Consider the following 13,041-nt stretch of genomic DNA (forward strand, 5'->3'; position numbering starts at 1 on the left):
AACCTCTGGTGCGTGAATGTTCCCCGTCGCTGCTGCCGGCCCGGGTGCCCGCACTACGCCGTGGCGACGCTGACGTTCGTCTACTCGGACTCGACAGCCGTCGTCGGTCCGCTGGCCACGGTCTCCGAACCGCACTCCTGGGATCTCTGCGTGGGGCACGCCAGTCGGATCACGGCGCCGCGCGGCTGGGAGTTGGTGCGCCATGCCGGGCCACTGCCGACCCACCCCGATGAGGACGATCTGGTGGCGCTCGCCGATGCCGTGCGAGAGGGCCACGCTGGCACCGGCTCGCGCGGCGGTGTGGTGGCCGGATTTTCCGACCCCGGCACGGGTGTCAGCGGCGGCGCGGTGATGGCGCCGGTGGCTCATCAGCCCGAAACGAACGGGCGTCGACGCGGTCACTTGCGTGTGCTGCCCGACCCCAGCGATTAGATGGCAATCGAGCCAAGAGTAGTGAGCATGTTGTTGCCCCGCGACGGTTAGGCTGGCGCCAACGATCCCGTTTCGCAAGGAGTTCTATGTCTCGGCCAGCAGCGGCTGTTCACGGTGTCATCAAGGCGTATGACGTCCGCGGCTTGGTCGGTACGGAACTCGACGACAGCTTCGTCGCCGATGTGGGCGGCGCGTTTGCCAGGTTGGTCCGCACCGAGGGTGCCGAACAGGTCGTGATCGGGTACGACATGCGGTCCAGTTCGCCATCGCTGGCCGCGGCGTTCGCCGAGGGGGTCAGGGCCCAGGGGCTCGACGTGGTTCGGATCGGGCTGGCGTCCACCGATCAGCTGTACTTCGCCTCGGGCAGCCTGAACTGCCCGGGTGCGATGTTCACCGCGAGCCACAATCCCGCTGCCTACAACGGCATAAAGCTGTGCCGCGCCGGCGCCAAACCGGTGGGCAAGGACACCGGCCTGTCCGACATCTCCGACGAGGTGATCGCCGGGGTGCCGCCCTACGACGGCCCGGCGGGCACCATCACCGATCGCGACGTGCTGGCCGATTACGGTGCATTCCTGCGCTCACTGGTTGACCTGAGTGCGATGCGGCCGGTGCGGATCGCCGTCGACGCCGGTAACGGAATGGCCGGCCACACGACGCCGGCGGTGCTGGGGCCGATCCAGGGCGCCACCATCCTGCCGCTGTTCTTCGAACTGGACGGCACGTTCCCCAACCATGAGGCCAATCCGCTGAACCCGGCCAACCTGGTCGATCTGCAGGCTTATGTACTCGAGACGGGTGCCGACATCGGGCTGGCTTTCGACGGCGACGCCGACCGTTGTTTCGTCGTCGACGAACTCGGCCGCCCGGTGTCGCCATCGGCGGTCACCGCCCTGGTGGCCGCCCGTGAGCTGAACCGCGAGATCGGCGCCACGGTCATCCACAACCTGATCACCTCGCGGGCGGTGCCCGAACTGGTCGTCGAGCGGGGCGGCACCCCGGTCCGGTCGCGGGTGGGCCACTCCTACATCAAGGGGTTGATGGCCGAAACCGGTGCGATCTTCGGCGGGGAGCATTCGGCGCACTACTACTTCCGTGACTTCTGGGGCGCGGATTCGGGCATGCTCGCCGCCCTGCACGTGCTGGCCGCGCTCGGCGAACAGCACCGGCCGCTGTCCGACATGATGGCCGACTACCAACGTTACGAAGCCTCCGGCGAGATCAATTTCACCGTCACCGATGCGCCGGCGTGTGTGGACGCCGTCCTCAAATCCTTCGGTTCGGGGATCCAATCCATCGACCATCTCGACGGGGTCACCGTCGATCTGGGCGGCGGCAGCTGGTTCAACCTCCGTACGTCCAACACAGAACCGCTGCTGCGGCTCAACGTGGAGGCGCGCACCACCGAAGACGTCGACGCGATCGTCGACAAGGTCGGCGCGCAGATCCGGGCGAGCAGCGAGGCAGTGCCGTGAACGCGGTGGACGCCACGGTCGACCTCGACGACGGGGAGGGACTTCTCGGCGCCGACCGCGGCGGCCTGCTGCGGGCCGCCGCGATGGCCGGCGCACAGGTGCGGGCCACGGCCGCGGCGCTGGCGGAGGGCGTGCTCGATCAGCTGCGGTCGGATCATCCACCGCGCACGGTGATCTGGGTGGCCGGCCGCGGGGTGGCCGAGAGCGCGGGCGCCATGCTGGCCGCGGTGCTGGGCGGGTCGCTGGCGGCCCCCCTTGTCGTTACGGCCGAGGCCCCGCCATGGATCGGCGCGCTGGACGTGTTGATCGTGGCGGGTGACGATCCTGGGGATCCGGTACTGGTGAACGCTGCGGCCACCGGCGTGCGGCGTGGCGCGCGGGTCCTTGTGGTGGCTCCGAATGAGGGGCCGCTGCGCGATGTGGCGGCCGGCCGTGCCGTGGTACTGCCGCCGCGACTGTGGGTCCCCGACGATTTCGGGTTCACCCGCTATCTGGCGGCAGGTCTTGCCGCCCTGCACGTGGTGGATCCGGGTGTGCCGGTCGAACTGGCGCCGCTGGCCGACGAGTTGGATGCCGAGGCGCTGCGCGACAGCGCGGGCCGCGAACTGCTCACCAACCCGGCTAAAACATTGGCCGACCGGATGTCCCAAAGCGATGTGGTGCTCTCCGGTGACACCGCGGCAACGCTGATGCTGGCCCGCCACGGAGCGGCATCGATGCTGCGGCTGGCCGGGAAAGTGGTGGCTGCGGGCGCACTTGCCGACGTGCTGGCAGCCGTGGGCAGTGGCGCCACCGATTCGGGTGGCGAGCGGTCACTGTTCCATGACGAGGAGATCGACGGCCCGCTGCCGCGCCGGATGCGGACTTTCGTGTTGACCACCGATGTCGAACGGCCGATGGTGACCGCCCGGGTCGGCGGTTTCGAGGACATCTCGGTGGTGGGTGCCGATGACGTGCCGGAATTGGCCGGAACGGCACTGCCCGTCGGACGTCCGGAACAACAACTGGCAGTACTTGCCGTACGACTGGAGATGACGGCCGTCTATCTGAAACTGGTTCGAGGTTAAACGAGTGCATCTGCTACGGGGAGCGGTGCGGACCTATGCCTGGGGTTCGCGGACCGCCATTGCCGAATTCACTGGCAGGCCAAGCCCCACAATGCATCCGGAGGCTGAGCTGTGGTTCGGTGCACACCCGGGGGATCCGGCGTGGCTGCAGACCGAGCACGGCGAACAGTCTCTGCTGGAGGCGGTCTCAGACGATCCCGAGGGGCAGCTGGGTAACACGGCGGTCAGCCGGTTCGGCGATGCACTGCCGTTCTTGGTCAAGGTGCTCGCGGCCGACGAACCGTTGTCCCTACAGGCGCATCCGAGTGTGCAACAGGCGCAGGAGGGGTTCGACCGCGAGGATCGGCTCGAGATACCGATCTCCGCTCCGATCCGCAATTATCGCGACCGCAGCCACAAGCCCGAATTGCTGGTTGCGCTAGGGCAATTCGATGCACTGGCGGGTTTCCGTCCGGTCGAGCGCACGGTGGAATTGATGCGCGCGCTGGCCGTTTCGGACCTGGACCCGTTCATCAACCTGCTCTCCGATCAGTCGGACGCCGACGGTCTGCGGGCGTTGTTCACGACCTGGATCACTGCGCCACAGCCTGACCTCGACGTGCTGGTCCCCGCGGTGCTCGACGGTGCGATCCACTACATCCGTTCGGGGAAAAAGAGATTCGCCGCCGAGGCCAAGACTGTGCTCGAGCTCGGTGAGCGCTACCCCGGTGATGCCGGTGTGCTGGCAGCGTTGCTGCTCAACCGCATCAGCCTGCAGCCGGGGGAGGGGATCTACCTGCCCGCCGGAAATCTGCACGCCTATCTGCACGGCATCGGGGTCGAGGTGATGGCCAACTCCGACAACGTGTTGCGCGGAGGGCTGACGCCCAAACACGTGGACGTGCCCGAACTGTTGCGGGTGCTGGATTTCACGCCCACTCCCGAAAAACAGCTGCGCCCTGAAATCGTCAGGGAGGAAACCGAACTCACCTACCGGACGCCGGCACAGGAGTTCGCGGTGTCGGTGCTGTGTGTGGACGGCGATCACCTGGGCCACGAGATCGACGCACCGTCGCGTCACGACGGGCCTCAGTTGCTGCTGTGCACGGAAGGTTCCGCGGTGGTGCACGCCAAGAGTGGCCGGCTGACACTGGACCGCGGCGCGGCGGCCTGGGTGACCGCCGACGATGGCCCGATCCGGCTGACCGCGGCTCAGCCCACCAAGTTGTTCCGGGTGACCGTCGGCATTTAGCGGCCGCGTCGCGCTCGGTCAGGCGTTCGCGATCTGATCCTGCGCGCGACTGTCGCCACTGTCGCCACTGTTGCCGTTGCGGCGCTCGGCCAGCCACTGCCGCATGTTGTGCCGGACGGCCCGTCCGATCAGGCGGGGCGGCGGTACGAAATAGAGGCTGTCGAGCAGGCTGGTTCGCCGCAGAAACCATTCGGCCAGAACAGGATCCGTTTCTGCAGCACCGATGAACTGGTCGATCAGGTCGAACACCGGCTGGTACCACCATGGTCGGGCGCCCTGGGCCCTGTGCACCGCGTGGTCGGCGACGGCGTTCGTCGTCCACACCGGCCAGGTGGTCTTCGCGGTCGCGCGCGCGAGCCGGCCGGCGAAATCGCTGTCGCCCGGGTTGGCTCCACCGTCGAGCACGCCGCGCAAGTTGCCGGCCTGGATGGCCGACATCGTCACGCCCTGTCCGAACGTCGGATTGAGGCTCACCACGGCGTCGCCGAACGGGATGATCCCGGCGGGAAACGCTTTGAGTTTGTCGTAGCGGCGCCACTTGCTGGTCGGATAGCGGTGCACCTTCAGCTCGCCGACCGGTTCACCGGCTCGCAACGCTGAACCGATGTGCGGGGGAACGATCTTGTCGGCCAGGTCGCAGATGCCGGCGAAGTCCTGCGGTGGTTCGGTCTTGGCGACCCCGAATGTCGTCACCGTCCAGATGCCGTCCTCGTGGAACAGCATTCCCATTCCCAGGCCCAGGTCGCGGTCGGCATCGACCAGAACCATCTTCTCCGGCATCAAGCCCTCGGGAATTCTCACCCGATGCGATCTGTACGTGACGCCGACCTGCACGGAATCTTCCCTGGGCGGTTCAAATCCCCACTCTTGCAGCCAGACCGGCAGACGACTTCCACGGCCGGAAGCGTCGACCACAAGATCGGCGGGCACCACGTCGCCGCCGTCCAGCACCAGCCCGGTCACCCGGCCGGCCACCGGATCGAATTGCGCGTGCACTATGCCGTGCTTGACGATGTCGACGGTGGGCATCTCATGCACGCGCTTGCGGATCTGCCATTCGAGGTGAGCGCGGCTGGGCACGTAGGCGCTGTAGGTGTCGTTGAGTGTCTGTCCGGTGCCGAGCACATGGCCACCGGCAGTGAAGTGAATCGATTCGGGCTGGTTCTTCAACACCGGGACACCGGCCGCGACCATGTCGTCCAACAAGCCGGGGAAGTGCTGTTCGAGCTCCTGGGCTCCCCGGGCCATCAGCAGATGCACGTGCTGTCCCTGGGGTATGGCACTGCGGTTGACCGGCTGATCCGGCAGATCATCTCGCTCGTAGAGCGTCACGCGGTCGAAGTGGTTCGACAACACCCGTGCCGCGCACAGCCCGGCGATGCTGCCTCCGATCACTACCGCGTGGTTGGTGGCGAGTTCGCGAGTCCTACTCATCGGAAGCCACCGTAATGGGAATATTGCGTGGATCAGAGCCAAACGAGAGGCGACCTGGAAGATGGCTGGTAGCTGGCGTACTAAGTCTGTCGAACAATCGATCGCCGACACCGACGAACCGTCGACCCGACTCCGCAAGGACCTCAACTGGTGGGACCTGACGGTGTTCGGCGTATCCGTGGTAATCGGCGCTGGCATCTTCACGATTACCGCTTCCACTGCGGGAAACCTCACCGGACCTGCGATTTCGATCTCATTTGTCATCGCCGCGATCGCCTGCGGACTGGCCGCGCTGTGCTATGCCGAGTTCGCGTCGACCGTGCCGGTCGCCGGCAGCGCGTACACCTTTTCCTATGCAACTTTCGGCGAGTTCATCGCCTGGATCATCGGGTGGGATCTGATCCTGGAGTTTGCCGTCGCCGCTGCGGTGGTGGCCAAAGGCTGGTCGAGCTATCTGGGCACGGTGTTCGGATTCGGCGGTGGTATCGCGGACCTGGGTGGGGTGTCGGTGGACTGGGGCGCCCTGGTGATCATCGCCTTCGTGACGCTCATATTGGCCCGAGGCACCAAACTGTCCGCCGAGGTCAGCCTCGTGATCACCGTCATCAAAGTGGCAGTGGTACTGCTGGTCGTCATCGTCGGCGCCTTCTACATCAAGGCGGCCAACTACTCGCCGTTCATTCCGCCCGCTGAGGCGGCCGAGGGCGGCACCGGCACGGAACAGTCCCTGTTCTCTCTGTTGACCGGGGCCGAGGGCAGTCACTACGGCTGGTACGGCCTGCTCGCCGGTGCATCGATCGTGTTCTTCGCGTTCATCGGCTTCGACATCGTCGCCACGACCGCCGAGGAAACCAAGAACCCGCAGCGCGATGTGCCCCGCGGCATCCTCGGCTCGCTGGCGATTGTCACGGTGCTCTACGTCGCGGTGTCCGTGGTGCTGTCGGGCATGGTGCCCTACACCGTGCTGAGGGAGGCCGGCAACGATGCCAATCTCGCGACGGCCTTCAGCGCGAACAACGTCGACTGGGCAGCGACGGTGATCTCGATCGGTGCCCTGGCCGGCTTAACCACCGTGGTGATCGTGCTGATGCTCGGCCAGACCCGGGTGCTGTTCGCCATGTCGCGCGACGGGCTGATGCCGCGCCGGTTGGCCAAGACCGGCTCGCACGGCACACCGGTGCGCATCACCTTGATCGTCGGCGTGCTCGTGGCCATCGCGGCGTCGGTGTTCCCGATGGACAAACTCGGCGAGATGGTGAACATCGGCACGCTGTTCGCGTTCGTGCTGGTTTCGGCCGGGGTGCTGGCGCTCCGCCGCAGTCGCCCGGACCTGCCCCGCGGCTTCCGGGTGCCGTGGGTGCCGCTGTTGCCGATCGCCGCAATCTTGGCCTGCATATGGCTGATGCTCAATCTCACCGGCCTGACCTGGATCCGGTTCCTCATCTGGATGGCCATCGGCGTGGTCGTGTACATGCTGTACGGCCGTCGGCATTCACTCCTGGCCAATCGGGACCTCACGACCACCGTCTAGTTCCACGGTCCAGACATCGAGATTGCCCACAGGGACAAATCTCGGCCTGGTTCTGTCCCTGGGTGCAATCTCGGTAGCTTGCGCGTCCCATCGTGGTTTACAAAACATGCCTCAATGTCTAGACACAGGACATAAGCCGTCTTATAGTCAAGTCATTGCAGTGATCGCACTCACAAGGAGGCACAAGTGGTGGCGGAGATATCCGGCGGACCGTCCGTCTCGGACGTTTCAGAATGGCGGGACAGGAAGCGGCATCTGTGGCTCATGGGGCTGATCGCCCCGACGGCGATATTCGTGATGCTTCCGCTGGTGTGGGCATTCAACCAGTTCGGGTGGCATGAGGCGGCGCAGGTGCCGTTGTGGATCGGCCCGATCCTGCTCTATGTCCTGCTGCCGCTGCTTGATCTGCGGTTCGGGCCGGACGGCCAGAACCCGCCCGACGAGGCGATGGAGCAGTTGGAGAACGACAAGTACTACCGGTACTGCACCTACGTCTACATTCCGTTCCAGTACGCCAGCGTCATCCTGGGCGCCTACCTGTTCACCGCATCGGATCTGAGTTGGCTGGGTTTTGAGGGCGGGCTCGGTTGGCCGGCCAAGATCGGGATCGCGTTGTCGGTGGGCGTGCTCGGAGGGGTCGGCATCAACACCGCCCACGAGATGGGGCACAAGCGGGACTCGCTGGAACGCTGGCTGTCCAAGATCACGCTGGCGCAGACCTGGTACGGCCACTTCTACATCGAGCACAACCGGGGGCACCACGTCCGGGTGGCCACTCCGGAGGATCCGGCGTCGGCCCGGTTCGGCGAGACGTTCTGGGAGTTCTTGCCGCGCAGCGTCTTCGGGAGCCTGCGCTCGTCATGGGAGCTGGAGGCGCAGCGCCTGCGCCGGCAGGACAAGTCGCCGTGGCATCCGTCGAACGACGTGCTCAATGCGTGGGCAATGTCGGTGGCGTTCTGGGCCGTGCTGATCGCGATCTTCGGCGTCGGGGTGATCCCGTTCATGGTGATCCAGGCGATCTACGGCTTCAGCCTGCTGGAATCGGTGAACTACCTGGAGCACTACGGCCTGCTCCGGCAGAAGACCTCCAGTGGCCGCTACGAGCGGTGCGCGCCGGCACACAGTTGGAACTCCGACCACATCGTGACCAACCTGTTCCTGTACCACCTGCAGCGACACAGCGATCACCACGCCAACCCGACGCGTCGTTACCAGACCCTGCGCAGCATCGACGGCTCGCCGAACCTGCCCAGTGGTTATGCGTCGCTGATCGGACTCACGTATCTACCGCCGCTGTGGCGCAAGCTGATGGATCACCGAGTGCTCGAGCACTACGACGGCGACATCACCCGGGTGAACATCCAGCCGCGGCTGCGCGAGAAGGTCCTGGCTCGCTACGGGGCTGCCGGGGAGGCGACAGTATGAGCGCATTTGGTTGCCCCGGCTGTGGCTACGTGTACGACGAGGCGAAAGGCGCACCGCGCGAAGGATTTCCGGCCGGAACGCCCTTCAGTGAAGTGCCCGACGACTGGTGCTGCCCGGACTGTGCGGTGCGGGAGAAGATCGATTTCGAACCGACGGGAGTGAGCCAATGAGTGACTACAAGTTGTTCGTCTGCGTGCAGTGCGGATTCGAGTACGACGAGGAGAAGGGCTGGCCCGAGGACGGCATCGCCCCGAGAACCCGCTGGGACGACATCCCCGAGGACTGGAGCTGCCCGGACTGCGGCGCGGCCAAGTCCGATTTCGAAATGGTGGAGGTTGCTCGGCCGTGACAGCGGCCTGTTCTGCGGCCGGAAGAGATGAAGGGGCGAGCGAAGCGACGGGAAGAGATATTGTCGCGCGTGTGAGTCGGCCGCGGGACAAGCGCATGCCCTACGCAGAGGCGTCCAGGGTGCTCCTGCGCGATTCGATTCTGGACGGCATGCGCGACCTGCTGCTGACGCGGGACTGGTCGGCCATCACGCTGTCGCACGTGGCCCAGGCCGCAGGCATCAGCCGGCAGACGATCTACAACGAATTCGGATCGCGTCAGGGCCTTGCCGAGGGGTACGCGATGCGGCTGGCCGACCGCCTGGTCGACGCGGTCGACGACGCCATCAATCACAACGTCGGTGATGTCCACGCAGCGTTCCTGGAGGGGTTCCGGGCGTTCTTCCTCGAATCGGCCGCCGACCCGCTGGTGATCTCACTGTTGACCGGCGATTCGAAGCCGGACCTGCTGCAGATCATCACCACCGGCAGCGGGCCCATCATCAGCCGGTGTTCGCAGCGGCTCACCGGAACGTTCCAGAACAGCTGGATGAAGGCCAGCGACGAGGATGCCGGAGTGCTTGCCCGGGCCATCGTGCGGCTGGCCATGAGTTACGTCTCGATGCCGCCGGAGGCCGATCATGATGTGGCCGGTGACCTGGCCCAACTGATGACGCCGTTCGCCGAGCGCTACGGTGTGATCGAGCAGAACTGAGGCTCCGACACCGCCGAAGCTAATGTGTAACTTGGCTAAGTAATTGCGACGCGCGCACAGATTGAGGAAAAGATGACGACGACTCCAACAGTTTCGGGCGACCAGCTCACCGCCGATGTACGCAACGGCATCGACTACAAGGTGGCCGACCTTTCGCTGGCCGAGTTCGGCCGCAAGGAGATCCGCCTCGCCGAACACGAGATGCCCGGCCTGATGGCACTGCGTCGTGAGTACGCCGATGTGGCGCCGCTCAAGGGCGCCCGCATTTCCGGATCGCTGCACATGACCGTCCAGACCGCGGTGCTGATCGAGACACTCGTCGCTCTCGGTGCAGAGGTCCGTTGGGCGTCGTGCAACATCTTCTCGACCCAGGACCACGCAGCCGCGGCTATCGTCGTCGGCCCGCACGGAACCGCCGAGGAGCCCAAGGGCATCCCGGTGTTCGCCTGGAAGGGCGAGACGCTGGAGGAGTACTGGTGGGCCGCCGAGCAGATGCTCACCTGGGCGGGCGAGCCGGCGAACATGATCCTCGATGACGGTGGCGACGCCACCATGCTGGTGTTGCGCGGTGCGCAGTACGAGAAGGCCGGCGTGGTTCCGCCCGCCGAGGACGACGACCCCGCCGAGTGGAAAGTCTTCCTGGCGCTGGTGCGGAATCGCTTCGAGACCGAGAAGGACAAGTGGACCAAGATCGCCGAGTCGGTCCAGGGCGTCACCGAGGAGACCACCACCGGCGTGCTGCGGCTGTACCAGTTCGAGGCGGCCGGTGAGCTGCCGTTCCCGGCCATCAACGTCAACGACTCGGTGACCAAGAGCAAGTTCGACAACAAGTACGGCACCCGGCACTCGCTGATCGACGGCATCAACCGCGGCACCGATGTGCTGATCGGCGGCAAGAAGGTGCTGATCTGCGGCTACGGCGATGTCGGCAAGGGCTGCGCGGAATCGCTCGCCGGCCAGGGCGCGCGGGTTTCGGTCACCGAGATCGATCCGATCAACGCGTTGCAGGCGCTGATGGACGGCTACGACGTCCGGACCGTCGAGGATGCGATCGGCGATGCCGACATCGTCATCACCGCGACCGGCAACAAGGACATCATCACGCTGGCGCACATGCGGGCGATGAAGGACCACGCCATTCTGGGCAACATCGGCCACTTCGACGACGAGATCCAGATCGCGGCACTCGAGCGTTCAGGCGCCAAGCGGATCAACATCAAGCCACAGGTGGATCAGTGGGTCTTCGATGACGGCAAGTCCATCATCGTGCTGAGCGAGGGCCGGCTGCTGAACCTGGGCAACGCGACGGGGCACCCGTCCTTCGTGATGAGCAACAGCTTCTCCAACCAGGTGATCGCGCAGATCGAGCTGTGGACCAAGAACGACGAGTACGACAACGCGGTGTACCGGCTGGCCAAGCATCTCGACGAGAAGGTGGCCCGCATCCACGTCGAGGCACTTGGTGGCCAGCTGACCAAGCTCACCAAGGAGCAGGCCGAGTACATCAACGTCGACGTCGAAGGCCCCTACAAGCCCGAGCACTACCGCTACTGAGTTAGTGACTCAGCGCTCCTGGCGCGAGTAGACGCGAAAGCCCCCATTTCCCTATGGATTTGGGGGCTTTCGCGTCTGCCCGCGCTATTGGGTGTGAGCGTGGTGGTGTCGAACCCATGATGATCACGCTCTGTTGGCCCTCCGTACCGGCGGCCATTGTGGAGACATGAAGTTCGGTGTCAGCACTTTCATTACAGATTCGGGATTGTCGGTCACGGCGTTGGCGCGGGCTCTCGAGGAGCGTGGGTTCGATTCACTGTTCGTTGCCGAGCACAGCCACATTCCGGTCAACGGGCCCACCCCGCCCGACGGCGACCTACCGCCGCGCGACTACTACCGGTCGCTCGATCCCTTTGTGGCGCTGGCTGCAGCGGCAGCAGTCACCGATCGACTGATATTGGGTACCGGGATTGCGCTTGTGGTCCAGCGTGATCCGATCACGTTGGCCAAGGAGGCGGTCAGCCTGGATCACTTGTCCCGTGGTCGTTTTCAGCTCGGTGTTGGTGCCGGCTGGCTTCGCGAGGAGATGCGCAACCACGGCACCGAACCGAAGACCCGCCTGGCCTTGATGCGCGAGCGAGTGCTTGCGATGAAGGAGATCTGGACTGCTGAGCAAGCCGAGTTCCACGGCCAGTTCGTGGATTTCGATCCGGTCTATTCCTGGCCCAAGCCCATGCGTGTCCCGGTACTGGTCGGTGGCAACGGACCCACGGTGTTGGACCGGGTGCTCGAATACGGCGACGGATGGGCACCCAACCTGGTCGGCACACCCGACGAATTGGTGACCCGGGTCAAGGAATTGAGACGCCGGGCAGCCGAGCGTGGCCGCGACCGGATTCCGGTGACCCTGATCGGTGCCGACCAGCGCGGGTACCTGGGGCCCGACCGGCAGCGCACCATCACACCATTGGACGAGCGTGAGTTGGGCCTTCTCGCCGACAGCGGCGTCGACCACATCGTGTTCTTTCGGGACGGCGCAGCCGCGCCGGCCGACGCGTTGCGCTACCTCGACGAACTTGCCGAGCTGACAACGAAGTTCCGCGACTGAGGATGTACTACCTGGTCGAGGCGGTCCTCGGTTCCCGTCCCAGGACGAGGGTTGTACAAAACCAGGTGCCACCCCGGATGGTCGGTGACGGCCAGGGTCGTCTTGTCGAATACGAGCTCGCCCGCTGCGGGATGGCGCACCGCTTTGATCGCCTGCAGATGTGGCCCGACGTCGTGTCGTTCCCAGAGCTCGACGAACTCCGGGCTGACGGCGCCGAGGTCCTCGACGATCCGGCCGAACATTGCGTCGTCCGGGTACAGCGCTGCGTCGGCCCGGAACGCGGCGACGACACCCGGCGCGGCGGCTGACCAGTGGACGTACATGTCCCGGTAGCGGCTGTTGGTGAAGAACGTCACCAGGCAGTTGCGGTCGGTGTCGCGGTAACCGAACACCTCGCGCGTCGCGTCGTTGACCCCGAGCAGATTCCAGTACCGGTCTTGCAGCATCGCCGGCCGCGGCGACCACGCGTCGAGCAGATGCAGTAGTTCGGGGGTGACCTCGGTCGAGTGCTGACCTGCCGGCCGCGGCGGGTTGGTCCCGGCGAGTGAGTACAGATGCGCCCGTTCGGCTTCCGTGAGCCGCAGTGCCGAACTGATCGCGTCCAGGACACTCGGCGAGGCGGTGATATCGCGACCTTGCTCGAGCCACGTGTACCAGGACGTCCCGACGCCGGCCAACAGGGCGACTTCTTCTCGTCGCAGGCCGGGCGTGCGGCGCCGGCCACCGTCCACCATGCCGACGTCGGCGGGCTTGAGCCGGGCCCGGCGGGTGCGCAGGAAGTCGCTGAGCTGCTCACGCTTCAT

The 13,041-nt window shown here is 65.5% G+C and carries 13 protein-coding genes; 11 read left to right on the forward strand and 2 right to left on the reverse strand.

Annotated elements, in window-relative coordinates; all coding sequences use genetic code 11:
* The first annotated feature begins 12 nt into the window (after nucleotides 1–12).
* The 4 genes from ABQF30_RS04440 to manA all read left to right on the forward strand — a co-directional run bounded on the left by ABQF30_RS04440 (nucleotide 13) and on the right by manA (nucleotide 4,205).
* Nucleotides 13–432, forward strand: a complete 420-nt coding sequence (locus ABQF30_RS04440) for a DUF3499 domain-containing protein (RefSeq protein WP_448461407.1) — start codon at nucleotides 13–15, stop codon at nucleotides 430–432.
* An 86-nt stretch (nucleotides 433–518) separates the two neighbouring features.
* The gene (locus ABQF30_RS04445; RefSeq protein WP_448461409.1) at nucleotides 519–1,907 is read left to right on the forward strand and encodes a phosphomannomutase/phosphoglucomutase; all 1,389 of its coding nucleotides are present in this window, start codon (nucleotides 519–521) and stop codon (nucleotides 1,905–1,907) included.
* Nucleotides 1,904–2,974 carry a TobH protein gene (locus ABQF30_RS04450; RefSeq protein ID WP_448461410.1) on the forward strand — a complete coding sequence of 357 codons (1,071 nt, stop codon included), beginning with the start codon at nucleotides 1,904–1,906 and terminating at the stop codon, nucleotides 2,972–2,974. The genes ABQF30_RS04445 and ABQF30_RS04450 overlap by 4 nt, the downstream gene beginning before the upstream one ends.
* A 4-nt stretch (nucleotides 2,975–2,978) precedes the next feature.
* Entirely contained in the window at nucleotides 2,979–4,205 is a 1,227-nt protein-coding gene (gene manA / locus ABQF30_RS04455; RefSeq protein ID WP_448461412.1) for a mannose-6-phosphate isomerase, class I, read from the forward strand.
* 18 nt (nucleotides 4,206–4,223) lie between these two features.
* On the opposite strand, the gene ABQF30_RS04460 is transcribed toward manA, so the two are convergent.
* Nucleotides 4,224–5,639 (reverse strand): NAD(P)/FAD-dependent oxidoreductase, encoded by a 1,416-nt coding sequence (locus tag ABQF30_RS04460; RefSeq protein WP_448461414.1) that lies wholly within the window; start codon nucleotides 5,637–5,639, stop codon nucleotides 4,224–4,226.
* A gap of 61 nt (nucleotides 5,640–5,700) precedes the next feature.
* On the opposite strand from ABQF30_RS04460, the gene ABQF30_RS04465 reads away from it, so the two are divergent.
* The 7 genes from ABQF30_RS04465 to ABQF30_RS04495 all read left to right on the forward strand — a co-directional run bounded on the left by ABQF30_RS04465 (nucleotide 5,701) and on the right by ABQF30_RS04495 (nucleotide 12,238).
* Nucleotides 5,701–7,170, forward strand: a complete 1,470-nt coding sequence (locus tag ABQF30_RS04465; protein ID WP_448461415.1) for an amino acid permease — start codon at nucleotides 5,701–5,703, stop codon at nucleotides 7,168–7,170.
* Nucleotides 7,171–7,434: 264 nt separating this feature from the next.
* Nucleotides 7,435–8,595, forward strand: coding sequence for an alkane 1-monooxygenase (locus ABQF30_RS04470; RefSeq protein WP_448463443.1), 1,161 nt, complete (start codon nucleotides 7,435–7,437; stop codon nucleotides 8,593–8,595).
* Nucleotides 8,592–8,765 (forward strand): rubredoxin, encoded by a 174-nt coding sequence (locus ABQF30_RS04475; RefSeq protein WP_448461417.1) that lies wholly within the window; start codon nucleotides 8,592–8,594, stop codon nucleotides 8,763–8,765. The genes ABQF30_RS04470 and ABQF30_RS04475 overlap by 4 nt, the downstream gene beginning before the upstream one ends.
* Nucleotides 8,762–8,944 (forward strand): rubredoxin, encoded by a 183-nt coding sequence (locus ABQF30_RS04480; RefSeq protein ID WP_448461418.1) that lies wholly within the window; start codon nucleotides 8,762–8,764, stop codon nucleotides 8,942–8,944. Before ABQF30_RS04475 ends, ABQF30_RS04480 begins: the two co-directional genes overlap by 4 nt.
* A gap of 71 nt (nucleotides 8,945–9,015) precedes the next feature.
* On the forward strand, nucleotides 9,016–9,636 hold the full coding sequence (gene alkX, locus ABQF30_RS04485) for a TetR family transcriptional regulator AlkX (RefSeq protein WP_448461420.1): 621 nt from the start codon (nucleotides 9,016–9,018) through the stop codon (nucleotides 9,634–9,636).
* 72 nt (nucleotides 9,637–9,708) lie between these two features.
* On the forward strand, nucleotides 9,709–11,190 hold the full coding sequence (gene ahcY, locus ABQF30_RS04490; protein ID WP_448461422.1) for an adenosylhomocysteinase: 1,482 nt from the start codon (nucleotides 9,709–9,711) through the stop codon (nucleotides 11,188–11,190).
* 166 nt (nucleotides 11,191–11,356) lie between these two features.
* Nucleotides 11,357–12,238 (forward strand): LLM class F420-dependent oxidoreductase, encoded by an 882-nt coding sequence (locus ABQF30_RS04495; RefSeq protein ID WP_448461423.1) that lies wholly within the window; start codon nucleotides 11,357–11,359, stop codon nucleotides 12,236–12,238.
* Here ABQF30_RS04495 and ABQF30_RS04500 read toward each other — a convergent pair.
* Complete coding sequence (locus ABQF30_RS04500) at nucleotides 12,193–13,041, reverse strand: helix-turn-helix transcriptional regulator (protein ID WP_448461425.1); 849 nt, start codon at nucleotides 13,039–13,041, stop codon at nucleotides 12,193–12,195. The two genes, ABQF30_RS04495 and ABQF30_RS04500, sit on opposite strands and share 46 nt — an antisense overlap.

It is taken from the genome of Mycolicibacterium sp. XJ870 (assembly GCF_053483975.1).

What these genes read in the sequence shown, in the direction of transcription:
- ABQF30_RS04445 (WP_448461409.1), top strand. Translation starts at nt 519, where the DNA reads ATGTCTCGGCCAGCAGCGGCTGTTCACGGTGTCATCAAGGCGTATGAC.
- ABQF30_RS04460 (WP_448461414.1), bottom strand. Translation starts at nt 5,639, where the DNA reads ATGAGTAGGACTCGCGAACTCGCCACCAACCACGCGGTAGTGATCGGA.
- ABQF30_RS04465 (WP_448461415.1), top strand. Translation starts at nt 5,701, where the DNA reads ATGGCTGGTAGCTGGCGTACTAAGTCTGTCGAACAATCGATCGCCGAC.
- ABQF30_RS04470 (WP_448463443.1), top strand. Translation starts at nt 7,435, where the DNA reads ATGGGGCTGATCGCCCCGACGGCGATATTCGTGATGCTTCCGCTGGTG.
- ABQF30_RS04475 (WP_448461417.1), top strand. Translation starts at nt 8,592, where the DNA reads ATGAGCGCATTTGGTTGCCCCGGCTGTGGCTACGTGTACGACGAGGCG.
- ABQF30_RS04480 (WP_448461418.1), top strand. Translation starts at nt 8,762, where the DNA reads ATGAGTGACTACAAGTTGTTCGTCTGCGTGCAGTGCGGATTCGAGTAC.
- ahcY (WP_448461422.1), top strand. Translation starts at nt 9,709, where the DNA reads ATGACGACGACTCCAACAGTTTCGGGCGACCAGCTCACCGCCGATGTA.
- ABQF30_RS04495 (WP_448461423.1), top strand. Translation starts at nt 11,357, where the DNA reads ATGAAGTTCGGTGTCAGCACTTTCATTACAGATTCGGGATTGTCGGTC.
- ABQF30_RS04500 (WP_448461425.1), bottom strand. Translation starts at nt 13,041, where the DNA reads ATGAAGCGTGAGCAGCTCAGCGACTTCCTGCGCACCCGCCGGGCCCGG.